The organism is Pseudomonas brassicacearum (assembly GCF_000585995.1).
Classification (GTDB): Bacteria; Pseudomonadota; Gammaproteobacteria; order Pseudomonadales; family Pseudomonadaceae; genus Aquipseudomonas; species Aquipseudomonas brassicacearum_A.
The window spans coordinates 6,567,547-6,594,249 of the sequence record NZ_CP007410.1; the positions used below are offsets into that span (position 1 = coordinate 6,567,547).

Annotated in this window: 16 protein-coding genes; 7 read left to right on the forward strand and 9 right to left on the reverse strand. The window is 60.4% G+C overall.

From position 1 onward, the window contains the following. Positions 1-70: 70 nt before the first annotated feature. Complete coding sequence (locus CD58_RS28385) at positions 71-5,437, reverse strand: OTU domain-containing protein (protein ID WP_025216227.1); 5,367 nt, start codon at positions 5,435-5,437, stop codon at positions 71-73. Positions 5,438-5,734: 297 nt separating this feature from the next. After that, positions 5,735-6,634 carry a homocysteine S-methyltransferase family protein gene (locus CD58_RS28390; protein WP_025216228.1) on the reverse strand — a complete coding sequence of 300 codons (900 nt, stop codon included), beginning with the start codon at positions 6,632-6,634 and terminating at the stop codon, positions 5,735-5,737. Between the two features lie 114 nt (positions 6,635-6,748). On the opposite strand from CD58_RS28390, the gene CD58_RS28395 reads away from it, so the two are divergent. Together CD58_RS28395 and CD58_RS28400 are read left to right on the forward strand one after the other, a co-directional pair. After that, complete coding sequence (locus CD58_RS28395) at positions 6,749-7,570, forward strand: ABC transporter substrate-binding protein (protein ID WP_025216229.1); 822 nt, start codon at positions 6,749-6,751, stop codon at positions 7,568-7,570. Continuing rightward, positions 7,567-8,400 (forward strand): amino acid ABC transporter permease, encoded by an 834-nt coding sequence (locus tag CD58_RS28400; protein ID WP_025216230.1) that lies wholly within the window; start codon positions 7,567-7,569, stop codon positions 8,398-8,400. The genes CD58_RS28395 and CD58_RS28400 overlap by 4 nt, the downstream gene beginning before the upstream one ends. Positions 8,401-8,974: 574 nt before the next feature. Here the strand turns inward: CD58_RS28400 and CD58_RS28405 are convergent. Beyond that, entirely contained in the window at positions 8,975-9,295 is a 321-nt protein-coding gene (locus CD58_RS28405; protein ID WP_025216231.1) for a hypothetical protein, read from the reverse strand. 439 nt (positions 9,296-9,734) lie between these two features. Between CD58_RS28405 and CD58_RS28410 the strand changes: the two genes are divergently transcribed. After that, complete coding sequence (locus CD58_RS28410; protein WP_025216232.1) at positions 9,735-11,906, forward strand: autotransporter outer membrane beta-barrel domain-containing protein; 2,172 nt, start codon at positions 9,735-9,737, stop codon at positions 11,904-11,906. 69 nt (positions 11,907-11,975) lie between these two features. On the opposite strand, the gene oadA is transcribed toward CD58_RS28410, so the two are convergent. Beyond that, positions 11,976-13,784, reverse strand: coding sequence for a sodium-extruding oxaloacetate decarboxylase subunit alpha (oadA, locus tag CD58_RS28415; RefSeq protein WP_025216233.1), 1,809 nt, complete (start codon positions 13,782-13,784; stop codon positions 11,976-11,978). A gap of 13 nt (positions 13,785-13,797) precedes the next feature. Then, positions 13,798-15,213, reverse strand: a complete 1,416-nt coding sequence (locus tag CD58_RS28420) for an acetyl-CoA carboxylase biotin carboxylase subunit (RefSeq protein ID WP_025216234.1) — start codon at positions 15,211-15,213, stop codon at positions 13,798-13,800. A 187-nt stretch (positions 15,214-15,400) separates the two neighbouring features. On the opposite strand from CD58_RS28420, the gene CD58_RS28425 reads away from it, so the two are divergent. Beyond that, entirely contained in the window at positions 15,401-16,363 is a 963-nt protein-coding gene (locus CD58_RS28425) for a LysR family transcriptional regulator (RefSeq protein WP_025216235.1), read from the forward strand. Here the strand turns inward: CD58_RS28425 and CD58_RS29710 are convergent. From CD58_RS29710 to CD58_RS28435, 3 genes are all read right to left on the reverse strand, one after another. Continuing rightward, on the reverse strand, positions 16,305-16,514 hold the full coding sequence (locus CD58_RS29710; RefSeq protein ID WP_080712627.1) for a PA3496 family putative envelope integrity protein: 210 nt from the start codon (positions 16,512-16,514) through the stop codon (positions 16,305-16,307). The genes CD58_RS28425 and CD58_RS29710 overlap by 59 nt on opposite strands. Before the next feature lie 240 nt (positions 16,515-16,754). Beyond that, the gene (hexR, locus tag CD58_RS28430; RefSeq protein WP_025216236.1) at positions 16,755-17,621 is read right to left on the reverse strand and encodes a transcriptional regulator HexR; all 867 of its coding nucleotides are present in this window, start codon (positions 17,619-17,621) and stop codon (positions 16,755-16,757) included. Positions 17,622-17,838: 217 nt separating this feature from the next. After that, positions 17,839-20,709, reverse strand: coding sequence for a putative bifunctional diguanylate cyclase/phosphodiesterase (locus CD58_RS28435; protein ID WP_025216237.1), 2,871 nt, complete (start codon positions 20,707-20,709; stop codon positions 17,839-17,841). Positions 20,710-20,969: 260 nt separating this feature from the next. On the opposite strand from CD58_RS28435, the gene uvrD reads away from it, so the two are divergent. The 3 genes from uvrD to CD58_RS28450 all read left to right on the forward strand — a co-directional run bounded on the left by uvrD (position 20,970) and on the right by CD58_RS28450 (position 24,879). Further along, entirely contained in the window at positions 20,970-23,153 is a 2,184-nt protein-coding gene (gene uvrD, locus CD58_RS28440; RefSeq protein WP_025216238.1) for a DNA helicase II, read from the forward strand. A gap of 304 nt (positions 23,154-23,457) precedes the next feature. After that, positions 23,458-24,333, forward strand: a complete 876-nt coding sequence (locus tag CD58_RS28445; protein WP_025216239.1) for a Tim44 domain-containing protein — start codon at positions 23,458-23,460, stop codon at positions 24,331-24,333. Positions 24,334-24,471: 138 nt separating this feature from the next. Beyond that, positions 24,472-24,879, forward strand: a complete 408-nt coding sequence (locus tag CD58_RS28450; RefSeq protein WP_003187120.1) for an SMI1/KNR4 family protein — start codon at positions 24,472-24,474, stop codon at positions 24,877-24,879. A 20-nt stretch (positions 24,880-24,899) separates the two neighbouring features. On the opposite strand, the gene CD58_RS28455 is transcribed toward CD58_RS28450, so the two are convergent. Continuing rightward, entirely contained in the window at positions 24,900-26,663 is a 1,764-nt protein-coding gene (locus CD58_RS28455; RefSeq protein WP_025216240.1) for a cation:proton antiporter, read from the reverse strand. Positions 26,664-26,703: the final 40 nt, after the last annotated feature.

Below are 26,703 nucleotides of genomic sequence, written 5' to 3' on the forward strand. Positions count from 1 at the left end.
ACAGTCGACATTAATGCCAACTGACCCACCGCATTCGCGAGCAAGCCCGCTCCCACAGGGCTTGGCGGTGTCACTCAGGTTTAGGCTTCACCTCACCAATATTCTTGAGTGAATCCGGGGTTACGCCCCGCCTTGCGTACTGCCAGGCCCAGTCCGGAATGGCCAGGTGGCTTTCCACGTACACGGCAAAATCCAAACGGCTATGGCCCAGGCGATTGGTTGGGAAATCGAAGTTATACAGATACTGCTGGGCCCGCCGTTGGCCGATGGACAGCAGGCGCTGGATAATCTGGTTCGCGCGGAACTCGTCCGGTGCAAGGCTGCTTCTCAAGGCGAGGGCAAGATGCAACTCGGAATTCAGCGCCCTGGGTTCGGCCAGTGTCTTTCGGATGGTGGCGTCGCTGAAGTGCGGCCCGATCAGGTCGGCCCAGATCTGGCTGGCGTACTCCTGCTGGAGCTTTTGCAGAGAGCCCCAGAGATTCGGGGTGTCGAATAACAGGGCAACCCTGGCGTTGGACGGAGGCTGTCCCGCAAAGCTGAACAGTTTTGCGACAGCGGGTATATCGTTGTCCATGATGTTCCCCCAGGCGCCACCCAGGAACACCAGGAAATCCGCCAACGCTTCTTGATGAACGACGATATTCTCCAGGTTCCGATCATCAAACAGCTGCATCCAATCGACATCAATGTTTCTTGTGCGCTGCAATTCGGTGGACCGGGTACTGGCATACTCCGCCAGAAGCTGGAATCGCCTGTCGGACAAGCCCGGGTTACGTATCCACCTGGCCACCTCACTGACGCGCAGCAGGCCGCCCAGGTTATGGGCGATGATCGGCGACCTGAGGAGCAGGTCCGCCCGCCTCAGCAAGTTCGGAAAACGCCGGAGGGCGGTCTTGAGCAGGTCCACGGTCTTGTCCGCCGTGTCGAAGTAGATGAAATGCTCGAACAACTCCGCAGTGTCGTCCACATACCTGCCGGCATCACTGACCAATAGATCCTTGGCATCATCCAGGTCGTCGCTGTTGACCAGATAGGCGCCATCGAGCAGTGCTTCAATCTGATCCTCGTCAAGACGGCCGTGCAGCGCATCGTCATATAGGACATAAGCCGAACTGTTACGCGGGTGATGATCGATCAACTGCCGTGCGGTGACGCCGTACTCCAGCATGATATGGGCCACGTCGTTGGACATCAGGAGGTACTGGTTATCGAGCAGTCGCTGGACGAGCTGAGGCTCAACAGGTTCTATCAGGAGATCCTCGAACAGTTGCCGCATGGCTTGTCGCTCCTGCCCGGAATAGGGTGCGTTGACGCTGGGCGCCAATTTCGCCGGCGGCCGCTGCGACAATAGGCGTCCGACTTGCTGGAGGATTTCCGGTGGCAGCCTGGAGGCCGGATTGGCAGTGATCGCCGTACCCACCGAACTGTTTGCATGCAACTCCAGGTAGCGCAAGGTCGGCTGGAACAGGCGATACGGGTTGGGCGCGCCATAGACGATCCGGGTGAGATCGAGCATCGCCGCCGAGCCCAACAGGTTGTCCAGCGAAGACGCATTCTCTAAGAGCGCCTGTTGTATCCCGGTTGGAGGCGGCGCGACGTATTGCTCGATGTGTGGATGCTGTTCGATGTAGTCGGCCACTTCGTTGCGCCAGCCTTGCATCGAGAAGGTTTCCTGGGCCTGTCCTTCATTCAGCCCGCGGGTGACGGCATTGAAGAAACAATCGCCGTCGGCAGGAATCTTCACGACTTCGCCATTGAGTTGCAGGCTGTAATGGTCCTGGGTCATGCGCGTCAGGACGATATCCGTATCGGCTCCATCCGGGTGGTTTTCCATTGGGTAAATGGTTTCTTCCTGTCCGGGCGTGAAACGCACCGACCAGACCTGTTCAGGGACCTGTCGGTTGATGATCAGCAGACTGCGGTTTTGCGGCCAATTGGCCAGGCGCGTCATGATCGACGGAATCAGGTCCATCAGTTGATTGTTCCAGGTGCCTGGCGTGCGAATCTGCGCGGACAGAACGGAAGACGAAAAGGCCGCCTTCTTGGGTTGCGAAGGGCCTGGCTGGGGGTTCGAATCCCCCCGCCGTTTTCCACCTCCGCGGCCAAACCCCACGGCACGCCACTCCCCATCCCTCATCCGCGCCACGGTGCTGCGCATTACCCCGCTGGAGCGGATGTCCAGCCCTGTGTCCGGGTTGACCAAGGTGGCTTCGGTGGCATCCAGCCTCGTATGGTCATGCACCCGGAACACCGTGCCATCGGGCTGGCGCACATACACGGGGCGGGCAACTACGCGACCCGTCGCCTGGTCGCTGAGCGTCGCACGATAAAAGCCTCGGGCGTCTCCCGCCAGGCCCTGCATCACCGAGGTGTCCGCCACGGCGTGAGGGCCATAGATCGCGCGATCCAACGGCAAGCCAGTCAGCGCCTCCTCCGGACTCTGGCGCGCCGTCACCGCGCGGAAAAACGACTGGCTTCGCGTGGGCACCGCCACGCCCGCGGACAGGCGCCATCCACCGTGGTTCGCCACGGCGTGCACCAGCGCCAAGGTCTTGAGGTTCAGCGGAATGGCCCCGGTCCTGAATATCAACAACCCGGTCTTGATGGCGCTCTTGAGCATCTGGATACCGGGCGCCAGGAACAGGCCGGCCAGCTCCAGGACAATCTCGATCACCATCTGCCCGAACCGGCCATAGGTTTGATGGCGAACATCCCGGTTGCTGTTGGAACGGTGATCGGCATGGGCGCTGTGAAAGTGCACGTGCGCCCGATGCAGCGTCTCAAACAGGTTGCCGGTGATCAACGCGCCACGAATCAACGGACGACCACCCTGCTGCCCCAGTGTCCGCTTGATTTCTGCCGGGTTGCTGGTGGAAATACGCGCCCGGAAATAGGCCTGCCAGTCCTCACGGGGCAACAACTGCGCAATGCCATCGCTCAGATCGGCAAACTCATGGAAGTCCTCCCCTTCGGGCGCGTCCGGGAAATAAACACCGACGGTGCCCTTGATATCCGGCCCCGCCTGATCGGAAAAGATCAGCGCGCCATCGATGCTGATCGCATTGCTCTGCCTGGCCTGCTGCCCGCCCGCCGCCATGCTGCCACCCAGCAAAAGACCGTAGACGTGCACCGTGCGCCCCATGACCGGTGCGCGACGCTCGGCTGATGGCGAGCGCAGGACGGCGTCGAGCCAGAGGGCGAGCTTCTTTGTCGGTTTCGGCGGACTGAAAGCCTTATCCATCAGGCTGGCCTTGAACACGTCGTCGCCCTTGAGCGAGGCCTCGAAGGCTTTGAATTTCAGATTGGCGAGGTACGCGGTCTGCCAAGTCTTTTTATAGGCCGGTTTATTCATCGCCTCCTTGAGCATGGCTTGATAACTGCCACCGGCATCGATACTCGTGACCATCCGCGCGAGTTCGCGCCCGGTCAACGTGATGAAATAGCCGTTGGCCGGATTCCGGATGCGTTGACCCTCCTCATCGACCAGATAAACGCTCAATACTTCGCGCAGGGCATTCGGGTATTGAGCCGGGCGCAGGTTGTCGAGTAACAGTTGGGTCAGGCTGGCGCTGCGCGACTGCCTTGGGTTGGCACGTTTGCCATAGTAGAACGTGACCAGGCTCTGGTCCGGATCGGGATCGATGCCGGGGTGCACGTTTTTTTGCAGGTACGCTTTGACCTTCTGGCGGGTGAACTGCAACAAGGTCTGGATATCGCTACTGCCCAATTGATAGGCCGCCTCCAAGACCTTCGTTTCCAGGCTGCGATAGTTCGACTTCTCCGAACGCGTGGCGGTTTTATAGAAGTCGCCGCGACTGTTTTCAACCAGGATTTCCTGACGGACCGCCAGTGGCCCGGCCAGCGACAGCACGGGCAAGTCCAGCGCATCTTCAACGTTCTGGGCAAAAGCCGTCAAAGCGACCGTCTCGTTTTGCGCAGCATTCAAAAACCTTTCCAGGGCGGCGCTTTGGATCTGCAACAGGTCATCTGCCGCCACTTCAAACACAGGCCCGGACAATTCAGAGGAGATATCCCGGATAGCACGGTTCTGCCCTTCGTAGATCGGACTCACTTTATTGATCAGGTCTTGGACAGAATTGAATCGCTGTATTCCGCCTTCCAGGGAGTACAGGAACAGATAGGGTTGATCGGTCCGCTTGATCACCATCGCCGCCGGCCATTTCCGGGGCGCTGCGGTGCCCCTATCGAGCATGACGGCGTACACATGGGGAATGGGGGCCCGCAGCAAGCGGTTTCTGTCGGCCATGGAAGGATGGGTGGTGATGAGGTCCAACAGGCGATCTTCCTCAGCCTGCCGGGCTCGCTCAGTTTGGCTCAGTTGGGGGGTTGGATCGCGATCGATTTTGTACAGGTCGAAGAGATGCAAAAAACGTCGGGACAGCAGAAAAGCGAGCGTCGCCCGCACGGTGGACGGGGTGGGCGTGTCGAGGACGTCCGGGGCGTTTTTCTGATTGCGAAAGTGGATGAGGTCATCGCGGAACTGGCGCTTCAATTCTTCATTAACGGTGGGCTGGGCGACATAGAACACGGCCTCCATGATCGCTGCCGTTTTCGTGTCCAGCGGGCTGGCAAAGACGCTGTCGGCCTCCTCCACCGAGTCTGGGCGACTGAAGAAACCCACGCTGCCGACCGAGTAAGTGGGCGGTGTATCTGTCACCAGGCAGTCCAACATCACGTCGGAAAAACGCTGCGACGAGGTCAATGAACGGCCGCCCGCCGCGTCAACGGTAAAGTGATTCACATGCCAGTGATCCGGGTCGATGTCTTGAAGCGGCGATCCACGGAATTTTTTCTGCGCAATCTTCGTCTTGATCCGATTGGCCAGCAGGTTCTTGAGCACCGCGTCGAACGTCGGAAGAGCGGCAAACAAGCGCGCCAGCTTCACCTGATTGGTGTCCAGCAACGCCAATTGCCTGACCTGTTCTTTTTCACGGGTACCGAGCAGATTGCCTTGGGCATCCACCTCAGTCATGACGGGCTGGCCGATGCCCTGATAACCGGGCGCAATGCCGGCGCGCAATTGCTGCAAAACGTCTGGCGCAAGGGCCTTGCCGTTGACCCGCAGTGCCGAGAAGTCCAGGGACATGTGACTGATGTGGGGGTAAATCCAACCTTCGCGCGGCGAATGGCCAGAGGAAGACCCGCGGCTTTGATGGGCGATCAGAAAGCCTTGGGTCACGGCGTCCCGCAAAGGCACCGAGGTGCTCTGGGCGGCGGCGGCCGAGTCGATGGTCTCGACTTCTTGATACGTGACGTTGATCTGCGCATCGCCGGTCAGGCCCCATTGACCTAGCCATTGATCGGCGAATACATGCGGTTGAAAGCGAGCGCCGTTGGCTAGCAGGCTGATGGGCTTCAGGCGCGCGGCAGGAAGAGGCGACGACGCGCCAGGTTCATGTTCAGAAAAGGCAGACATTGAGGTGTCCCGGTTGTGATGAGGGCTGGGACCCTATCGCGCCGTTCGACCGGTAATGACATACATATGTATAGGAGTGGCTGGCGGGTTCGGAGAAAAGCGTAAGGCGGGATGTCCTTCAAACCCTGCACTCAGCCAGCACCTTCGGGGTGCTGTTTGCAGAGCTTCATTCGTGGCGAGGGAGCTTGCTCCCGCTCGGTTGCGCAGCGACCGCAAAATCTTGGGGCTGCTACGCAGCCCAGCGGGAGCAAGCTCCCTCGCCACAGGGATCCCACGACCCGAAAAGATTCCAGCCGATCAGGGTAGCTGTTGCGCCAACACCGCAATATGCTCCGGCCCGATCCCGCAGCAGCCGCCCAAATGGCTGGCCCCGCGCTTCTGCCAGTCAGCCGCCCACTGCAGGTACCCCGGTGGATCGAGGTCTTCGCGCAGCGGATCCAGCCCGTCGTTGGCCGTCGCTTCCTTCGGTTGCGGCGGGAAGGCGTTGGCGTAGGCACCGATGTGGATCTTCGCCCCCAGACGCTCGAAGGTGTCTCGCGCCGCATCAATGGCCGCACCGATCACTTCCGGCTGGCTGCAGTTGAACAGCAGCGTCTCGACGCCCAGCTCAGCCGCGACCGCCGCAGCGTCCGCTACCGGTTCGCCGGAGCGCAGGCGCGGCACTTCGTCGGTGTCTTCATCTTTCAGGGTGAACGACAGCCAGAACGGCTTGCCGTCCTGCGGCAACCCGGCGTGAATCGCCCGCGCTTCGACGGTAGAACTTTGAGTCTCGGCCAGCCACAGGTCGACATGGGGCGCCAGGCCGGTCACCAGGGGCGTCAACAGTTCACTGGCGCGAGAAGCGTCGAACAGGTCGGGTCGATAGGAACCGAACAACGGTGGCAGCGACCCGGCCACCCGTACCGCTTTGCCTGAAGCCTGCACCGCCCGCTGCGCCAGCTCGCCAGCGAGGGCGGCCAGGGCTTGGCCTTCTGCGGCAAAACGCGCTTCACCAATGTGAAACGGCACCACGGCATAGCTGTTGCTGGTGATCACGTTGGCACCGCTGGCGATGTAAGCCGCGTGCACCGCCTCTACCGCCTGGGGCGCTTCGCTCAAGGCCAGGGCCGACCACTCGGGTTGCCGGAACGGCGCGCCACGGCGTTGCAGTTCGCGGCCCATGCCGCCATCGAGAATGACTGTCGTTGCTGCGCCCATATGCGATTCACTCATAAGCTTATGAAAAAATACTCACTACCGGAGTTATTCTTATAACTATTTAATACGCAGCAACCGACTAACTACAACTTATTTTTCTACCAGGGACCTCACGTGAAACGACAACCATTGCTGGCCCTGGGCCTCACCCTACTGGCCGCCTCGTCGCAAGCGTTCGCCGGCGCCACGCTGGATCGCATCGAACAGAAAAAAGAACTGGTCGGCGTGTTGATGGAAAGCTATCCGCCCTTCTCGTTCCTCAACGATCAGAACCAGCTCGATGGTTTCGACGTCGACGTGGCCAAGGCCGTGGCGCAGAAATTGGGCGTGAAGCTGCGTCTGGAAACCCCTTCCTGGGACGTGATCGCGGCCGGGCACTGGAGCGGGCGCTATGACATCTGCATCTGCTCCATGACCCCGAGCAAGGCCCGCGCCGAAGTCTTCGATTTCCCGGTGCAGTATTACGCCTCGCCAGCCGTCATCGTCGTCAACGCCAAGGACGACCGTATCCACGGCGCCAAGGACTTGAGCGGCAAGAAAGTCGGCCTCACCAGCGCCTCCAGCTACGAGAGTTACCTGAACAAGAACCTGGTGATCGAAGGCGCCGAGGACACCCGGCTAAGCTACCCCTTCGAGAACGTGCAGATTGCCCCGTATGACACCGACAACGTGGCGTTCCAGGACCTGGGCCTCGGCGCCGGAGTGCGCCTGGACGCGGTGCTGACCAACCTGGTAACCGCGCAGCCGCGCCTGACCGAAGACAAGCGCTTCAAGCTGGCGGGCGACCCGCTCTATTCCGAACCGAACTCGGTGGCCATTGAAAAAGGCGACGCCCAGTGGGACAGCAAGGTGCGTGAAGTCTTTGCCCAGTTGAAACAGGACGGCACCTTGAGCAAACTCTCGCAAAAATGGATCGGCGCCGACATCACCCAATGACTTCTTTTCCACCCCCTCAGCCACCGCCATCGGTGGCTGAGTCTCGCCTGCAAAAAATCTTCGGTTTTCGCACCCGGCTGTACCTGACCTGGGCCGCGATGCTGGTGCTGTTCGCGAGTTTCTTCCTGAGCTTCGACCTGAAGTTCTCCATCATCCTCGACAAACTGCCGAACCTGCTGGGTGTGCACCTGGCGCCCAATGGCTTTTTGCAGGGTGCGGTGCTGACCTTGTTCCTGTGCCTGTGCTCGATCGTCGCGTCGTCACTGCTGGGCTTCATCACCGCCCTGGCGCGGCTGTCGAGCAGCGCGGTGGCGTTCGGCATCGCCAGTTTCTACGCGTCATTCTTTCGCGGCACGCCGCTGCTGATCCAGATCCTGCTGATCTACCTGGGCCTGCCCCAACTGGGCGTGGTCCCGGGCGCCATCGCCGCCGGGATCATCGCGCTGTCGCTGAACTACGGCGCCTACCTGAGCGAAATCTTCCGCGCCGGCATCCTCGGCGTCCCCCACGGCCAGCGCGAAGCCTCCCTCGCCCTGGGCCTGAGCGAAACCGTGATCTTCTGGCGCGTCACCCTGCCCCAAGCCATGCGCACCATCATCCCGCCAACCACCAACCAATTCATCTCGATGCTCAAGGACTCCTCCCTGATCTCGGTGATGGGGGTTTGGGAAGTGATGTTCCTGGCGCAGTCCTATGGTCGTTCCAGCTATCGCTATATCGAGATGCTGACGACGGCGGCGATCATCTACTGGTTGATGTCCATTGCGTTGGAACTGATCCAGGCGCGGATGGAGCGGCATTATGGGAAGGCGTATCTGAATAATCGCTGAGCCGTTACCAGCGTTGCCGGTATGACTCACCCACATGGGTGACAAATCAGTTCACGCACATAGGTAACAGTTTTTAACTGGCAAGCTCACTCCCAATGGGCTTACGGCGCTCATACGACGCAAAAACTTGTGGGAGCGAGCTTGCTCGCGATGACGTCAGCACAGCCAACATCACCGCAAACTGCCCCACCGCTTTCGCGAGCAAGCTCGCTCCCACAGGAGAAACGCGTTCACCCCAAGCTAGGCCGGCTATAAGGCCGCCTCGCTTTGGCTTTTGATCTTAGGCGCCCCGTTAAACCACGCTGGCCGAACGCAGGTATTGCGCAGTGGGCAACCCGGCATGGATGCCGGGTTAGCCGCGCTGGGCCATGGATGGCCCTTCGCGGCGGCCCACGGAGCAATGCCTGCGTTCGGGCACACCGAGCCTAGGCGAGGTGCCGAGTGGTGGGGCAAAAGCGTTTTGCTTACTTTTGCGCTTTTCAAAAGTGAGCCGCCGTCAGGGCGGAACCCTAAGTGGCCGTTACCGCAGAAACGGATATACACACCAACCTCAAAACCCCACCCAGCTCAACGACTAAGCAGGAAAATCCGCCTGAGGTGCAGCCGAATCGCTAGCAGGTGGAGTTTGGAGATCACACCCACCGATGCTCCACCCCAACACCTCCAACGCATCGCAACCGTCCTGCAACAGCAGATGCGCGGCGCTGGTGAAGTGTTCCAGGTCATAACCTTCGGCGTTTTTCATGCATAGACAGGACACGCTGTTGAGTAAGTCTCGAGCAGCTTTGATGCGATGCGCAGCAGTTTCCAAAAGATCGGAGGCGCCGGCTTCCGTGTCGATAAACAGCGTGGCTCCGGCGCTGGTATTTGCTTGAAGGGGGTGGAACTTGATCATCGGGTTGCTCTCTTGAGTTAGGAGCTACCGCCGTTCGCGGAGGCAGCAAAAAGCGCCGCCGTTGGGGGCGCTCGTGCACTCTTGTTCGACCGGCTAAGATCGGTCACCGATTTGTCGATGACGAGAGAACTATAGGCGAGGCCCTAATGACAAAAAACCGGGTTTCTTGATCTCGGAGCTATCCTACGCGAAACCCGGAACGGGTTTACAGATTCGATATTTGACAGACATATCTCGGAATCCAGCCACGCAGAAAGGTCTGGGTATGCTGTAGGGCAATGCTTCGAGACAAGGAGGCCGGCGCGGTGATGCTGTGATCACAGCGTGGGCAGCCTACAAGCTCCATCGCTATGTCTCGCCAGCGGCTAGGAGACGGCTGGCATCGCGACCCGGGGTGAAATTTTTAAAGTTCGACCTCATTCATGAGAGGTCGTACTCAATGCCCACCCAACACTCATATCTTCCCCAACATCTCGCTCTGGCAATAGCCTTGGCGCTCGGCTGTGTCGAGGTTTCGATGGCTCAGTCACCTGCCGAGACTCCTACGACGGCCGAGTTTCAAGAGCGTCTCAAAGCGCTCGAAGAAGCTACAGACACTAAGCATCACAGTATTGTCACCCCACGCAAAAAAGGCATGAAACTGACTAAGACCAATGACTTGGTCAACGTCAGCGCAAATGGCACGTTCGGCGGGACTGTTGATGGAGGTGGCGGAATCAACGTTCTGCGAATGGGCGATGCTCAACACTCTAAAGTACCTGAGACCCGCAATTTCGAGGCTTTGCATGTCACTAAAGGCGAATGGGAGCACACCGGGAATTTCGCTGGCTGGGGAGTGATCGAGCCGGAGACCACGCTGACCAACACCGGCCATATCGACGGACAAATCGGTGTACTCGGTATGTTCGATAACAAGGGCGTTGTCGCCAATAACGTGATCGTCGAGCAAGGCGCAGGCATGAGCAACTCAGGTGCCGTGAATGGGGCAGTCCATGTACTTGAGAAGGCCAGCTTCAGCGGCAACGGATCTGTAGGGTTCCTGAGCGTGGCGGGCCAGCTGAAGGTCGGTCCTGAAGTCGGTGCACCCTCGATCAGCGGAGACCTTGAACTATTGAAAGGCGCTGAATTGATCTACGGCATCAATGCTGCGGGCGCCAGCGCCACGGTCAATGTCGCAGGCACGGCGACGCTGAACGACGCGACCCTGAGAATCGACGCCGTACAGGTCGAGAACATGGGTACAAGCGAGCATACGGTAATCCGTGCAGGGAACATTGAGGGTGAGTTCGGCACGGTCATTAGCAATCTCGCCTTCATGACGGCGACCCCGCACTACAGCGGGACGGAGGTTGGCCTGACCTATGCGCGCAACGACATCTCCCTCAAGGTTGCAGCAAAGAACGAAAACGCAGAAAGATTCACCAACAGTATCGAAGATCCACAAACGGCCACGCCACTGCCGCCCAAGCCTGTCGACAAAGTAGCGGCTGCCCGGTCACCTACCACCCAAGCGAAAGTCGATCCGGCCCAACGTCCCCACCAAGCGTCGCCAGTCGCCAGCATTGAACCGAAACCCACCAGCCAGCCGCACACCACTCCCGTCGCGCAACCCAACGCAGCCGTCAATGCGCTGCTCGGTACCAACCTGCATACCGCCGCCAACGCCATCGACCAGTTAGCTGGCTACGACACCGCCGATCTGGGCAATGCCACCCTGAGCAGCGTCGCGCCAATCGGCACCGGAATGCTCTCGGCCATGGACCAGAGAAATTCAGAAAGCGTGCATGCCGACGGCCAAGTCTGGGTCCAGGCCATCGGCAACAGCGGCAGCATTGGTAAACAACTGGGCAACGATGCCCTGAAGCACTCGACAAAGGGTTTGCTGCTGGGAGCTGACTGGGCCGTCAGCCCTGATTGGCGTTTGGGGGTGATCGGCAGCAAGACACGAACCCGGCTGGACGGTCATCAATTCGACGGTGGTCTCGACAGTTGGCATTTGGGCGCTTATGCCTTGCGTCAGGACGGACCGCTAGCCCTGCGTCTTGGTGCCATTTATGGCGAACATGACGGCAGCACCAAGCGTCACTTAGCCTTCAACGGCTTCCGAGATCGCCTCAAGGGTCGTTACGATGCCAGCACGCAGCAGGTCTTCGGACAGGTCGGCTACAACCTGAACCTCGGTCATTTCAATGTCGAGCCCTATGTCCATTTGGGCTACCAGCGCTATCAACGCGATCGCTATACAGAGAAAGGTGGCGACGCGGCGCTGCAGTTCAATAGCCAGACTCAGGACCATTACAACAGCAACCTGGGCCTACGCCTCGCCCGGTCCTTCGCTCTTGACCAAGGCGTGCGACTGACTCCCCGCTTGAATCTTGGCTGGAAACACCTATACGGCGACGTCCGGGGCACCTCTCGTCAACGCCTGGCCAAGGGCGGCACTACATACACCGTCGAAGGCATCGAACTGGACCGTGACAGCCTGTTTCTGGAGGCGGGGTTGGACCTGGCCGTTTCGCCCCGGCATACCCTGGGGGTCAGCTACAACGGCGAAACGGGTCAAGACAACCGCAACGGCGCGCTGATGGGTCAATGGCGAATGATGTTCTGACCATTTCGCGGACAAAAAAAGGGGAGCACATGCCCCCCGAGGTTAAAACGTTGTATCGAGGCTGTTAACTCAGCCTTCGATCTCGACCAGGATCTCGCCCGGGTTGACCCGGTCGCCCTTGGCCACATGAATGGCGGTGACCTTGCCGGCGATGGCCGCCTGTACTTCGGTTTCCATCTTCATGGCTTCGGTGATCAGCACCGCTTGGCCGGCCTTCACCACGTCGCCCTCCTTGACCAGCACATCAACGATGTTGCCCGGCATGGTGGTGCTGACGTGGCCCGGCGCAGTGGCTTGCTTGCGCTTGCTGCTGCCGCCGCCAACAAATTCATTGAGCGGCTCGAACACGACCTCTTCGGGCATGCCGTCGATGGACAGGTAGAAGTGACGCTTGCCTTCAGCCTTGACGCCCACACCGGTGATGTCGACGCGGTAGGTTTCGCCGTGAACGTCGATGACGAACTCGGTCGGCACCCCTTCGCCGCCCGCCGAGCTCACGCTGCCGGCCTCAGGAATCGGCAACAGCACTTCCGGGGTCAGGGTGCCGGCTTCGCGCTCTTCGAGGAACTTGCGACCGATGTCCGGGAACATGGCGTAGGTCAGCACGTCCTCTTCGGATTTGGCTAGCGCGCCGATTTCGCCACGCAGCTTGGTCATTTCCGGCTTGAGCAAATCGGCTGGACGCACATCGATCACGTCCTCGCTGCCGATGGCCTGGCGACGCAGCTTCTCGTTCACCGAACCCGGCGCCTTGCCGTAGCCGCCCTGCAGGTAGAGCTTCACTTCGTTGGTGATGGTCTTGTAGCGCTCACCGGCCAACACGTTGAAAAACGCCTGGGTGCCGACGATCTGCGAGGTCGGGGTCACCAATGGCGGGAAGCCGAGGTCTTCGCGCACCCGCGGGATTTCCGCCAGCACTTCGTTCATCCGGTTCAGCGCGCCCTGCTCTTTCAACTGGTTGGCCAGGTTGGAGATCATCCCGCCCGGTACCTGGTTGACTTGGACACGGGTGTCCACCGCGGTGAACTCGCTTTCGAACTGGTGGTATTTCTTGCGCACGGCGTAGAAGTACAGGCCGATTTCCTGGAGCAATTCCAGACTCAGGCCAGTGTCGAACTCACTGCCCTTGAGGGCGGCGACCATCGATTCAGTACCCGGATGGCTGGTGCCCCAGGCGAAACTGGAGATCGCGGTGTCGATGTGATCGGCGCCGTTTTCGATAGCCTTGAGCTGGCACATCGCAGCCAGGCCCGCGGTGTCATGGGAGTGGATGAAGACTGGCAGCGACTGCTCGCTCTTCAGCGCCTTGACCAGCTCACCAGTGGCATACGGGGTCAGCAGACCGGCCATGTCCTTGATCGCCACGGAGTCGCAACCCATGGCTTCCATTTGTTTGGCCTGGGCCACGAACGCCTCGATGGTGTGCACCGGGCTCGTGGTGTAGGCGATGGTGCCCTGGGCGTGCTTGCCGGCGGCCTTCACCGCTTCGATGGCGACTTTCAGGTTACGCACGTCGTTCATCGCATCGAAAATACGGAACACATCGATGCCGTTGACCGCGGCTTTTGCCACGAACGCCTTGACCACGTCATCGCTGTAGTGGCGATAGCCCAGCAGGTTCTGGCCGCGCAGCAGCATTTGCAAACGAGTGTTGGGCAGTGCCGCGCGCAGTTGGCGCAGGCGTTCCCACGGGTCTTCCTTCAGGAAGCGCACGCAGGCATCGAATGTCGCGCCGCCCCAGACTTCCAGCGACCAATAGCCGACTTTGTCGAGCTTGTCGCAGATCGGCAGCATGTCTTCGGTGCGCATGCGGGTGGCGAGCAGCGATTGGTGGGCGTCGCGCAGGATTGTGTCGGTAACAAAGATCTTCTTGGACATGGTCATACTTTCCTTACAGGCCTGCGTGGGCGGCAATGGCGGCGGCGATGGCCAGGGCCAGCTCTTCGGGTTTGCGCTTGATCGAGTAGTTGGTCAGTTCCGGATGGCTTTCCACGAAGCTGGTATTGAACTGGCCGCTACGGAATTCCGGGTTGCGCAGGATTTCCTGGTAATACGCGGCGGTGGTCTTGACCCCCTGCAGGCGCATGTCATCCAGGGCCCGCAGGCCACGGTCCATCGCTTCTTCCCAGGTCAACGCCCAGACCACCAGTTTCAGGCACATCGAATCGTAGAACGGCGGAATGGTGTAGCCGGTGTAGATCGCCGTGTCGGTGCGCACGCCAGGGCCGCCGGGGGCGTAGTAGCGCGTGATTTTGCCGAAGCTGGGCAGGAAGTTGTTTTTCGGGTCCTCGGCGTTGATCCGGAACTGCAACGCAAAGCCACGGTGCAGAATGTCTTCCTGCTTGACCGACAGCGGCAGCCCGGAGGCGATGCGGATCTGTTCGCGAACGATGTCGATGCCAGTGATTTCTTCGGTGATGGTGTGTTCCACCTGCACCCGGGTGTTCATCTCCATGAAGTACACCTCGCCCTCGGCGAGCAGGAACTCCACGGTGCCGGCATTCTCGTAGCCCACGGCCTTGGCGGCGCGCACTGACAGGTCACCGATGTAGGCGCGCTGCTCAGGCGTCAGTTGCGGGCTCGGGGCGATCTCGATCAGCTTCTGGTTGCGGCGCTGGATCGAGCAGTCGCGCTCGAACAGGTGCACCACGTTGCCGAAACTGTCACCGAGGATCTGCGCTTCGATGTGCTTGGGATTGACGATGCATTTTTCCAGGAACACTTCCGCCGAACCGAACGCCTTGGTGGCTTCGGAGATGACCCGGGGGAAGGCCTGTTCGAGTTCTTCACGACTGTTGCAGCGACGGATACCGCGACCACCGCCACCGGACGTGGCCTTGAGCATCACCGGGTAACCGATCCGATCGCCCTCGGTCAGGGCCTCTTCGATGCCCGACACGTTGCCCTCGGTGCCCGGCGTGACCGGCACACCGGCCTTGATCATGCTGCGGCGCGCTTCGGTCTTGTCGCCCATGCGGCGAATGACTTCCGCCGAGGGGCCAATGAATTTGATGCCGCGTTCGGCGCAGATGTCCGCCAGCTCGGCGTTTTCCGAAAGAAAGCCGTAGCCGGGGTGCAACGCATCGCAACCGGTCTCCACAGCCAGGTTCACCAACTTGCGCGGGTTGAGGTAGCCGGCCAGCGGATCGGCGCCGATGCTGTGGGCCTCGTCCGCACGCTTGACATGCAACGCATGGCGGTCCGCGTCGGAGTAGACCGCGACCGAGCGAATGCCCATCTCGGCGCAGGCGCGCACGATTCGAACGGCAATCTCACCACGGTTGGCGATCAGGATCTTTGTTATCAATTGGAGGTTCCCTTGAGCCGGTGATACCACGGCCTGGGGTCCAGGCCGACGCGTGACCAGATGTAACAATCGGTCGCGGCTCCACACTAGTCCTGGCTGTTGATTAACAAAAATGAATAATTATTGGGTCATGCATAAGCAAAGACTTATAGTTGAGCGATCCGTCTCGCCCCAGAGTACTTAGAAAATGCGTAAGTCATTGATGCGAATGACATTGCGTCAGTTGCAGATTTTCAACGAGGTGTGCGACCTGAGGTCCTACAGCCGTGCTGCCGACGAAATGTCTCTCACACAACCGGCCGTTAGCCTACAGATTCGATCCCTTGAAGAGCTGATCGGCCAGCCGTTGTTTGAGTATGTAGGCAAAAAACTCTACATGACCGAGGCCGCCGAAGCGCTGCAACGCGCCAGCCGGGACATCTTCGGGCGCCTGGAAAACCTCGATATGCAGCTCTCGGACATGCAGGGTTCGCTCCAAGGCCAATTGAAGCTGGCGGTGGAATCCAGCGCCAAGTACTTCGTCCCACACTTGTTCGCCGCCTTCAAGCGCCAGCACCCGGAGGTCAACCTCAACCTTACGGTGGTCAATCGCGGGCAAGTCATTCGACGCCTCTCCGACAACCGTGATGACCTGGTGATCATGTCCATGGTGCCCCAGGACATGGGGCTGGAATTCCTACCGTTCCTCAACAATCCGATCGTAGCAGTGGCGCCGCCGGATCATCCGCTGTGCCACATGGGCCCGCTGCGCCTGCAGGACCTGGAGCCGTATACGCTGCTGCTGCGCGAGCCAGGCTCAGGCACGCGGCTGGCTTGCGAGGAATACTTCAAGGAGAAACGGGTGCATTTCACCCAGACGCTTGAAGTGGCGTCGGCGGAGGCCCAGCGCGAATGCGTGGTGGCCGGGCTGGGCGTGGCGCTGTTGACGCGCCACGCCGTGAGCCGGGAGCTGTCGTCCGGCGCACTCATCGAGTTGCCGGTTGAGGAACTGCCGCTGTACCGCAGTTGGTGCCTGGTACAGGCCAGGGCGAAGCGACTGTCGCCCGTGGCCCACGCCTTCCTGGCGTTCGTTCGCGGCGAGCGTGCTCAGATCATTGGCCTGGTTGAACGTTTCGACGGGAAGCCGCCGACGGTGCCTGCCAGTAATTGAGCTCTACTGCGTCAGGAAATTCGCTGATCTCAGCCAGGAGCTGGCGCTGCTCACAACGGTCTTCGATGGCACGACGGAACGCCATGCGGCGTTGGTCTTCCTGCTGACGACGGGTTTTCACGGCGCTGCGTTCTTCGTAGGACTGGGTCATGTCGAGTCTCCCAAGACGTATACGGGAGCTTTACGATGAAGGTGCGGGATGACGGTTTGGCGGCGCGAGGGTTACAGAACGATGAATTTGGCGATGTCCCCTGTGGCGAGGGAGCTTGCTCCCGCTCGGCTGCGCAGCAGTCGCAAACCTGTCAACGGGGTGTGTCTGGATAACCGTTAGGGGTCGCTGCGCAACCCAGCGGGAGCAAGCTCCCTCGCCACAGAAGCCCCTACATCGGGCTCAGTCATCCAGCGCTTTCACCGACTTGGGCGACAGCCGCAAGCTGCGCAGGCTGCGTTTCACGCTCTTGAGATGGTTGACCAGGCTCGGGCCGCGCGCCATGGCGACGCCCATCGCCAATACGTCGATCACCACCAGGTGGGCAATGCGCGAGGTCAGCGGCGTGTAGATTTCGGTGTCTTCGTGCACGTCAATCGCCAGGTTCACCGTCGAAAGCTCGGCCAATGGCGTCTGGCTCGGGCACAAGGTGATCAGCGAGGCACCGCTTTCGCGCACCAGGTTCGCGGTGATCAGCAGGTCTTTGGAACGCCCCGATTGGGAAATACAGATCGCCACATCAGAGGGTTTCAACGTAACCGCCGACATCGCCTGCATGTGCGGGTCGGAATAGGCCGCCGCCGTGAGCAGCAAGCGGAAAAACTTGTGCTGGGCATCGGCCGCCACTGCGCCCGACGCACCAAAGCCATAGAACTCGACACGCTGGGCCTGGGACATGGCCGTGACGGCTTTTTGCAACGCCACCGGGTCGAGTTTCTCGCGAACTTCCATCAGCGTATGCAGGGTCGTGTCGAAGATTTTCAGGCTGTAGTCGGCGACCGAATCGTCTTCATGGATCGCAAACTGGCCGAAGCTCGCACCGGCAGCCAGGCTTTGCGCCAGTTTGAGTTTCAGGTCCTGGAACCCCGAGCAACCGATGGCCCGGCAGAAACGCACGATGGTCGGCTCGCTGATGCCGACGCTGTGGGCAAGATCGGCCATGGAGCTGTGCATCACGGCCGCAGGATCAAGCAGTACGTGATCGGCGACTTTCAGCTCCGATTTGCGCAGCAGGTGGCGTGATTGGGCGATGTGTTGCAACAGGTTCAAGGGGCTGGACTCTTGTTATTGGCAGGCGCCGGGATGTAGCAAGCTTGTAGTTATACTACAAGAATTGGCTTTTTGCCTGCTCCAATACGTAACCGAATGAGCTTGCCACCCCTTGTTTTCCCGGAGAGCGCGCCATGTAGCGAGTCATGATCTCGCATTAATACCTCATAATCTTCCCGTCGGAGCGGCACCGTGCGCCCCACTCCGACAGGAAGTTTCATTCCGGGCGCTGCTCTCGCAGCAATTGAGCCAGGCCCTCGGCTTCGACCGGTCGGCTGATGAGGTAGCCCTGGACCTCGTCGCATCGCTCAGCCTCCAGGAACTCAAGCTGCTCCTGCCGCTCCACACCTTCAGCCACTACCTTGAGCGATAACCCATGAGCCATGGCAATGATCGCCCGGGTAATTGCCGCATCCTCGCCCCCCTCCTCCAACCCGCGAATGAACGCCTGGTCGATCTTCACGTAGTCCACCGGGATACGCTTGAGGTAACTCAGGGATGAATAACCGGTACCAAAATCGTCGATCGCCAACTTGACCCCAAGGTCGCGCAATTGCTGGAACGTGGCGATGATGTGTTCAACGCTGTCGAGCAACTGGCTCTCGGTCAGCTCCAACTCCAGGTATTGAGGCTCCAGCCCGGTTTCCTCCAGCACTTGCCGCACGAGGCTGACCAGCTTGCCCTGGCGCAGTTGATGCACCGACAGGTTGACCGACACCCTGATCGGCGCAAGCCCTTGGCGCTGCCATTCGCACGCCTGCCAGCAGGCCTGGCGCAACACGAACTCACCAATCGGCCCGATCAGCCCGGTCTCCTCGGCCAGGCCGATGAAATCCACCGGCGGAACCCGGCCCATGACCGGATGATCCCAACGCACCAACGCCTCGGCGGCGTTCAGGCGTCCGGTCGCCAGGCACAACTTGGGTTGGTAGAAGACCTTCAATTGATGCTCTTCAAGGGCCTTGCGCAGCTGATTCTCCAGCTGCAGGCGCTCCAGCGTGCTGGCCTGGAGGCTTTCCGTGTAGAACTGGAAGTTGTTACCGCCCAGGTGCTTGGCATGTTGCATGGCCATGTTCGCCTGGCTGACCAGCGAGGCAATCTCGCGCGCGTTGTCGGGCAACATACTGATGCCGATGGAGGCACTGACCACCAACTCATGGCCTTCGATGGTCAGCGGCACGCGGAGCTTGGCGGACAATCGGGTCGCGACCCGCGCCAGGCTGGATAGATTGCCATAGGCATCGAACAGCACGGCGAACTCGTCGCCGGACAATCGCGCGATGGTGTCAGCCTCGGGCAGCGCATTGATCAGGCGCCGCGCCATTTTCTGCAACAGCTGGTCGGCAATATCGTGGCCCAGGCTGTCGTTGAGCAATTTGAAGCGATCCAGGTTGATATGCAGCAACGCCAGGCTGCGCCGTCCGCCCTGACGCACCCGCTGATGCGCCTCGTTCAGGCGCTCACGGAACAGCGAGCGATTCGCCAACCCGGTCAGCTCGTCGTAATGGGTGAGGTAGCGCATCCGCTCTTCGGATTCGCGCCGCGCCGACAGATCGGCGAAGAAGCCCACTATATGACTGACATTTCCCCGGGTATCGCGCACCACGTTCAGTTGCAGCCACTGCGGATACAGTTCGCCATTGGCCCGCGCTTCCACCAGTTCACCCTGCCAGGAACCATGCTGCTTGAGGGCTTGGCGAATGACGGGGTAGTGCCGGCGGGCATCGCGACTACAGGGCAGGTCGACCACGTTGTGCCCCAGCATGTCCTCGATGTTGAAGCCGGTGACCCGCGTGAACGCCTGATTCGCAGCGAGCAGCACGAAGCCTGGATCGAAAATCACGATGCCTTCACTGGCGGCCTCGAACACCGTGGCCGCCAGCTGTTGCTGTTGCTTGAGCTCTTTACTGGCGCTGATGTTTCGTCGGGTTCCGACCATGCGCAGCACCCGCCCGTTCGCGCTGCGCTCCACGGCCCGACCGCGGTCTTCGATCCAGACCCAGTGACCATCGCCGTGGCGCACGCGGTATTCGATCTGGTAATCCTCGCTGCGGCCCTTGAGGTGTTCAACGAGGGCTCGCTTGAGGGCCGGCAGGTCTTGAGGATGCAGGCGCGGGGTGAGATGACTGAGCATCGCCGTGACGTATTTGGGCTCCAGGCCAAACAGCTCCTTGAGCTGAGTGTGGTGGACTTCGTCGGTCTGCAGGTTCCAGTCCCACAACCCCAGCTCACTGGCCTTGAGGGCCAGGGCCAAGCGCGTCTCACTCTTGCCTAGGGCCTGGCTGGCCACTTCCAGCTCGAGGCTGCGCTGCGCGACCCGCTCTTCAAGGCCAACCTGGGCCGACCGCAGTTTGTCCTCGGCGCAGCGACGTTGCTCGACCTCACGGGCCAGCGCATCGTTGAGCTGTGCGCTGCGGGTTTGCGCCTGCTGTAAATGCTCGATCAGCGCCTGGTTCTGGAACCGCCGCAACAGGCCATTTTGTATCAACCGGTTGACTTGCCAGGCCACGACACTCAACGAGACCAGCACAACCAGCCCGAGCCAGCCCCAACCGCGCTGCTGCTCATCACCGCCCCAGAACAGATAGCCAATGGCCGGTAACAGGCACGGCAAGGTAAAGGACAGGAATGCCGGGAGGCTAACGGCATAAGCAACGCTGGCCGATAGCGTGGCCGCGCCAATCAGGCCAAAGACCCAGGCCTGTTGCTGGAAACTGTCAGCCGGCACCAGGGCGATGCCAGCCCCGGCCAGCGTAAGGCCGGTCATCGCCGAGCCCAGCAAAAACATCCGCAACCAGACCGGGTGCGCCTGACGGCTTGGCATCGCCGAATCGAAGGCGGCCACCTGAATCACCCGTAACGCGACCAATGACAGCAACCAGACCAGCCAGACGCTGACCAGAAAGTAACGCGCCGGCCCCCATAGCAGAGCGGCGCAGACCAGACCGTTGACCAGCATGAACAGCGTGGGTAGCAATGAACCTTGGTAAAGCAGACGCGTACGTTCAACCGCCATTTCCATGGCGTACTGCTTGCGAATGACCCGCGGCTCCACACAGGGGCCCGCCAGATCGGAATTGAGGGTCATAGGCACTGTTTTTGTTCTTATTCAGTGAAGCATGGAGAACCTGAAACATGCACCGAGCATACACAAGCCAAACGCCATCCCACACTGTTCCAGCTCATAAAAGTGCTGAAAAAGTCGCTATTTTATTGGGCGCAACGCCCTTCAAGCGAGCCCCGCCAGTGCCTGTAGCCCATGACCAACCGGTCATCATCGACCGGTCTTTTATCGGCTGAGGCAAAGCTCGGTTTGCCCGGGGTGACGCCGCACCCTAGAATGCCCCGATGCGCGATGATCTCTCCCTTCTGCTGAACTCCCTCAACGATGCCCAACGCCAGGCCGTAGCCGCCTCCGTGGGTCGTCAGTTGGTCCTGGCCGGTGCCGGCTCCGGTAAAACCCGAGTGCTGGTGCACCGTATCGCCTGGTTGATCCAGGTCGAGAACGCCTCGCCCCATTCGATCCTGTCGGTGACTTTCACCAACAAGGCCGCTGCCGAAATGCGTCATCGCATCGAGCAGTTGATGGGCATCAACCCGGCCGGCATGTGGGTCGGTACGTTCCACGGCCTGGCGCATCGCCTGCTGCGGGCGCACTGGCAGGAAGCCGGCCTGAGCCAGACCTTCCAAATCCTGGACAGCGATGACCAGCAGCGGCTGGTCAAGCGGGTGATCCGCGAGCTGGGCCTGGACGAGCAGCGCTGGCCTGCCCGTCAGGCCCAATGGTTCATCAACGGCCAGAAAGACGAAGGCCTGCGCCCACAACACATCCAGGCCAGCGGCGACCTGTTCCTGGCCACCATGCGCAGCATCTACGAAGCCTACGAGGCGGCGTGCCAGCGTGCCGGGGTCATCGACTTTTCCGAGCTGTTGCTACGGGCGTTGGACCTGTGGCGCGATCACCCAGGCCTGCTGGCTCACTATCAAAAGCGCTTCCGGCATGTCTTGGTGGACGAGTTCCAGGACACCAACGCCGTGCAATACGCCTGGTTGCGCCTGTTGGCCAAGGGCGGCGACAGCCTGATGGTCGTGGGCGATGACGACCAGTCGATCTACGGCTGGCGCGGCGCAAAAATCGAGAACATTCACCAGTATTCAGCGGACTTTCCTGATGCCGAAGTCATCCGCCTGGAGCAGAACTACCGCTCTACCGCCGGCATCCTCAAGGCCGCCAACGCCCTGATCGCCAACAATACCGGGCGTCTTGGCAAGGAATTGTGGACCGATGGCGGCGAAGGCGAAGCGATCAATCTCTACGCGGCCTTCAACGAACACGATGAAGCCCGCTACGTGGTGGAAACCATCGAGAGCGCGCTGAAAACCGGCCTGGCCCGCAGCGACATCGCCATCCTGTATCGCTCCAACGCCCAGTCGCGGGTACTGGAAGAAGCCTTGTTGCGCGAACGGATCCCGTACCGCATCTATGGCGGCCAGCGCTTTTTCGAGCGCGCCGAAATCAAGAACGCCATGGCCTATCTCCGCCTGCTCGAAGGGCGCGGTAACGACGCCGCCCTGGAACGGGTGATCAACGTACCGACACGGGGCATCGGCGAGAAGACCGTCGAAGCGATTCGCGATCACGCACGCCATAGCCATGTGTCGATGTGGGAAGCCATGCGTCAATTGGTGGCCAATAAAGGCGTGACCGGGCGTGCCGCGGGTGCCCTGAAGGCCTTCATGGACCTGATCGAAGACCTGGCCGCCAAGTGCGGGGAGATGCCGCTGCACTTGATGACCCAGACGGTCATCGAGCAGTCCGGCCTGATCGCCTATCACGAAGCGGAAAAAGGCGAGAAGGGCCAGGCACGGGTAGAAAACCTTGAGGAACTGGTCAGCGCCGCACGCAACTTCGAGAACACCGAAGAAGACGCAGACCTGACGCCGCTGTCGGCATTCCTCGGTCACGCTTCCCTGGAGGCCGGCGACACCCAGGCCGACGAGCATGAAGACAGCATCCAACTGATGACCTTGCACAGCGCCAAGGGCCTGGAATTCCCCTACGTGTTCCTCGTAGGCATGGAAGAAGGCCTGTTTCCCCACAAGATGAGCCTGGAAGAACCGGGACGCCTGGAAGAGGAACGCCGCCTGGCCTATGTCGGCATCACTCGCGCCATGCAGAACCTGGTGCTGACTTACGCCGAAACCCGACGTTTGTATGGCAGCGAGACCTACAACAAGGTGTCGCGCTTCGTACGCGAAGTGCCGAAGGGCCTGATTCAGGAAGTACGACTGTCCAACAGCGTCAGCCGTCCGTTCGGCGGTGGCCAGCAGCAAAGCACCAGCAGCCTGTTCGGCGGCAGCGATATCCCGGAAACCGGCTTCAGCCTCGGCCAGACCGTTCGGCATTCGGTATTCGGTGACGGTGTGATCCTCAACTTCGAAGGCGCTGGCGCCCAGGCCCGGGTGCAGGTGAACTTCAGCGAAGGCAGCAAGTGGCTGATGCTGGGGTATGCCAAGCTCGAGGCGATCTAGAGATTTGTGTAGGCCCCTGTGGGAGCGAGCTTGCTCGCGATAGCCGTGTGTCAGTCAGCATCGATATTGACTGATCGACCGCTATCGCGAGCAAGCTCGCTCCCACAGTTGTTCTGGGGACGCCAAAACATTTCCGACAGAACTTGTTCCCCTTTCCTACAGCCCAAAGCGAACAAGCCCTCTTGCATAGCTGAAGCTGAACCTCAGCTGTCATGCAAAAGCCGGAAACACTCTGCCGCTAGCCAGCAACACTTCAGCTGTGCAACATGGCCCGCGTGCTATCCACAAATGGGAATGCCTTTATATGAAACGTTTTCTTAGCGTCGCCATGGCGTTGTGCATCGGCCTGACGATGGCCATCGATGCCAATGCCGCCAAGCGCTTTGGCGGTGGTAAAAGCTCGGGGGCAGCCCCGACTCACCAGACCAGCCAGATGGCGCCGTCTTCTGCCGCCGGTTCTACCGCAGCCACCGCAGGTGCGGCCGGTGCCGCGGGCGCAGCCACCAAGGCCAGCGGTGCTTCGCGCTGGCTCGGACCCCTGGCCGGCATCGCCGCCGGTGGCCTGCTCGCCTCCATGTTCATGGGTGACGGCTTCCAGGGCATGCAAATCTTCGACATCCTGATCATGGCGGTCATCGCCTTCCTGGTCTTCCGCTTCATTGCCGCCCGTCGCCGCAAGCAGCAAGAGCAGCTCGCTCCGGCTGGCCATGCGCCGATGCAACGTGAAGTGTTCAACCAGCAGCCTGCCAGTGGTTCGATCTTCGGCGGCTCGGCAGCGCCTGTGGCCGCTCGTCCGGTCATCAACGCGCCAGCCTGGTTCAACGAACAACGCTTCATCGAGGCCGCGCGCAGCCACTTCATGTCCTTGCAGCAGCATTGGGACGCGAACGAAATGGACAAGATCGCCGAATTCGTGACCCCGCAATTGCTGGAATTCCTCAAGCGCGAGCGCAGCGAACTGGGGGATGGCTTCCAGTCCACCTATATCGACAATCTGCAGGTGCAACTGGACGGTGTCGACGATCGCGCCGACAAGACCATCGCCACCCTGACCTTCAGCGGCTTGTCGAAGGACTCTCGCTTCGACAAGGGCGAAGCGTTCAGCGAAAGCTGGAACATGGAACGTGCCCAGGGCGATGACCAGCCTTGGCTGGTGGCCGGTATCCGCCAGAACGGTTGAACCTTTTCGCGTTTCGCATGTTGAAATAAAAGAACCCCGGCTCAGGCCGGGGTTTTCTATTTCGCGGTTGCATCTATGGCGAGCTACTGTATAAACCGCTCCATATAAACCGCGCCATCGAGAAAGAGGATCCCGGACGTGGAAGAAATCATCGAACAATTGCGTGAAGCCAACGAGCCCGTACCGGTTCCGCTGGAGTTGCCCGACGAAGACTTGCTGGTAGAGATCGAGGAGCAGTTGTTCATCGATATCCCATTTGTCTTCCGGGAGTTTTTGCTGACCGTCAGCGATGTGGTCTACGGCAGCCTGGAACCGGTGACCGTTACCGATCCACAATCACATACCTACCTGCCGGACGTGGCCGCCAATGCCTGGGATGCCGGTGTCGATCGCAGCCTGATCCCGATCTGCCAGGACGGCGACGATTATTATTGCGTCGAAGAGGACGGCACCGTGGTGCTGTGGCAGGCCGAAGAAGAACTGATCGCCGAAGAGACCTGGGAATCGGTCTGGCACTGGGCCCGGGACGTCTGGCTGGAAAGCTGATCCGCCGCGCCCGCCACCGGTCAATGCCCGGACGAGTCCTTGTGATTGTCCAGGGTTTCGAGCAAGGCCACCTGCATCCGCGTATGCAGGCGGACGAACCAGCGCCAGAGCAGCGCCGCCACGGCAGTCGCCACCACGGCGATCAACACCAGCAACTTGTTGGTCGGCAGGATGCTGGCCGACAAGGCGGCCAATAGCAGGAAGATCACCAGCAGCGAGAGCAGCGGGATCACCTCGGCGATCACCCGGCGCACGCGCTGGGTGTGGCGGCCCGCCATCTCCGGCTTCACGCCCATCTCCGCCAGCAACATCGACAGCGCCTTGAGCTTGCGGTACGCGGCAATCAAGAACGGTAGCGACAGCAGCAACGCCCCGCCCCAGATCAATGCTTTCTGCCAGCTCGGGTCGCTGATCCACGCTTGCAGATAGGTCGACATCCGCTCGGCGAAATAGCCACCCGAAACAAAAACTGCGATGACCAGGGCCAGGTTGATCCCGACCTGCAACAAAATCCGCCTGATGATCGAGGCCACTACCGCCCCCTCACCTTGGGGCTGGATGCTGCGCAGCCACTCGCCATACATCCCCAGCACCCGCGTCAGCCGTTGCGGCATGACCGTTGCCAACTTGATGGACAATGGATCGGCAGCCCGGATCAGGTATGGCGTCATCAGAGTGGTCAACACCGAGACGGCAACCGCTACTGGATAGAGGAAGTCGCTAGTCACCTGCAAGGTCATCCCCAGCGAGGCAATGATGAAGGAAAACTCGCCGATTTGTGAAAGCCCCATCCCAACGCGCAGTGAGGTGCGTCCATCGTTGCCCGCGATAAAGGCACCGAGGCCGCAGGACAGCATCTTGCCGAGCACCACGGCGCCAGTGATCACGGCAATCGGCCAGGCATATTGCAGCAATATGGCCGGATCAAGCATCAGCCCGATGGCGACAAAGAAAATCGCGCTGAACAGATCACGCACCGGCTCCACCAGCCGCTCGATTTTCAGCAGTTGCCGGGACTCGGCCATGATCGCACCGATCAGGAACGCTCCGAGCACCATGCTGTATTCCAGCTTCACCACCAGCAGGCAGAAACCGAAACACAGGCCTAGCACGGTAATCAGCAGCATTTCATTGCTGTCGAACTTCGCCACGTAGGCCAGTACCCTCGGCACCAGCAGAATGCCGATGACCAACGCAACAATCATGAATAGCGACAGCTTGCCGACGGTGGAAAACACCTCGCCGGAACTCACCGTGCCGCTGACGGCAATGCTCGACAGCAAGGCGATGATGCCGATGCCCAGGATGTCCTCGACGATCAACACCCCGAAAATCAGCTGCGCGAAGCGCTCGTTCTTCATCTTCAGGTCGTTGAGGGCCTTGACGATGATGGTGGTCGAGGAGATCGCCAGGATGGCGCCGAGGAACAGCGAGTCCATGGTGCCCCAGTCGAACCAGCGACCAATTTCGTAGCCAATCCAGATCATCAGCACGATTTCGAGGAACGCCGCGATGAACGCCGTGGCCCCGACCTGGAACAACTTGCGCAGGCTGAACTCCAGGCCCAGGCAGAACATGAGGAAGATTACCCCGAGTTCGGCCAATGTCTTGATCGTGTCTTCATCGTGGATGAAGCCGAACGGTGGCGTATGCGGGCCGATGATGAAGCCGGCCACGATGTAGCCCAGTACCACCGGCTGTTTGAAGCGATGAAAAAGTACGGTCACCAGCCCCGCAGCCATCATGATGATCGCCAAGTCTTGAATGAAGCTGATGGCATGCATGTCGGGGCTCCCTGTTCAAAATGACCCATCCCAGAGCCAG

Excerpts from the sequence above, each read along its gene's own strand:
- CD58_RS28385 (WP_025216227.1), bottom strand. The coding sequence starts at position 5,437 with ATGTCTGCCTTTTCTGAACATGAACCTGGCGCGTCGTCGCCTCTTCCT.
- CD58_RS28390 (WP_025216228.1), bottom strand. The coding sequence starts at position 6,634 with ATGGGCGCAGCAACGACAGTCATTCTCGATGGCGGCATGGGCCGCGAA.
- CD58_RS28400 (WP_025216230.1), top strand. The coding sequence starts at position 7,567 with ATGACTTCTTTTCCACCCCCTCAGCCACCGCCATCGGTGGCTGAGTCT.
- CD58_RS28405 (WP_025216231.1), bottom strand. The coding sequence starts at position 9,295 with ATGATCAAGTTCCACCCCCTTCAAGCAAATACCAGCGCCGGAGCCACG.
- CD58_RS28410 (WP_025216232.1), top strand. The coding sequence starts at position 9,735 with ATGCCCACCCAACACTCATATCTTCCCCAACATCTCGCTCTGGCAATA.
- oadA (WP_025216233.1), bottom strand. The coding sequence starts at position 13,784 with ATGTCCAAGAAGATCTTTGTTACCGACACAATCCTGCGCGACGCCCAC.
- CD58_RS28425 (WP_025216235.1), top strand. The coding sequence starts at position 15,401 with ATGCGTAAGTCATTGATGCGAATGACATTGCGTCAGTTGCAGATTTTC.
- CD58_RS29710 (WP_080712627.1), bottom strand. The coding sequence starts at position 16,514 with ATGACCCAGTCCTACGAAGAACGCAGCGCCGTGAAAACCCGTCGTCAG.
- CD58_RS28435 (WP_025216237.1), bottom strand. The coding sequence starts at position 20,709 with ATGACCCTCAATTCCGATCTGGCGGGCCCCTGTGTGGAGCCGCGGGTC.
- uvrD (WP_025216238.1), top strand. The coding sequence starts at position 20,970 with ATGCGCGATGATCTCTCCCTTCTGCTGAACTCCCTCAACGATGCCCAA.
- CD58_RS28445 (WP_025216239.1), top strand. The coding sequence starts at position 23,458 with ATGAAACGTTTTCTTAGCGTCGCCATGGCGTTGTGCATCGGCCTGACG.
- CD58_RS28455 (WP_025216240.1), bottom strand. The coding sequence starts at position 26,663 with ATGCATGCCATCAGCTTCATTCAAGACTTGGCGATCATCATGATGGCT.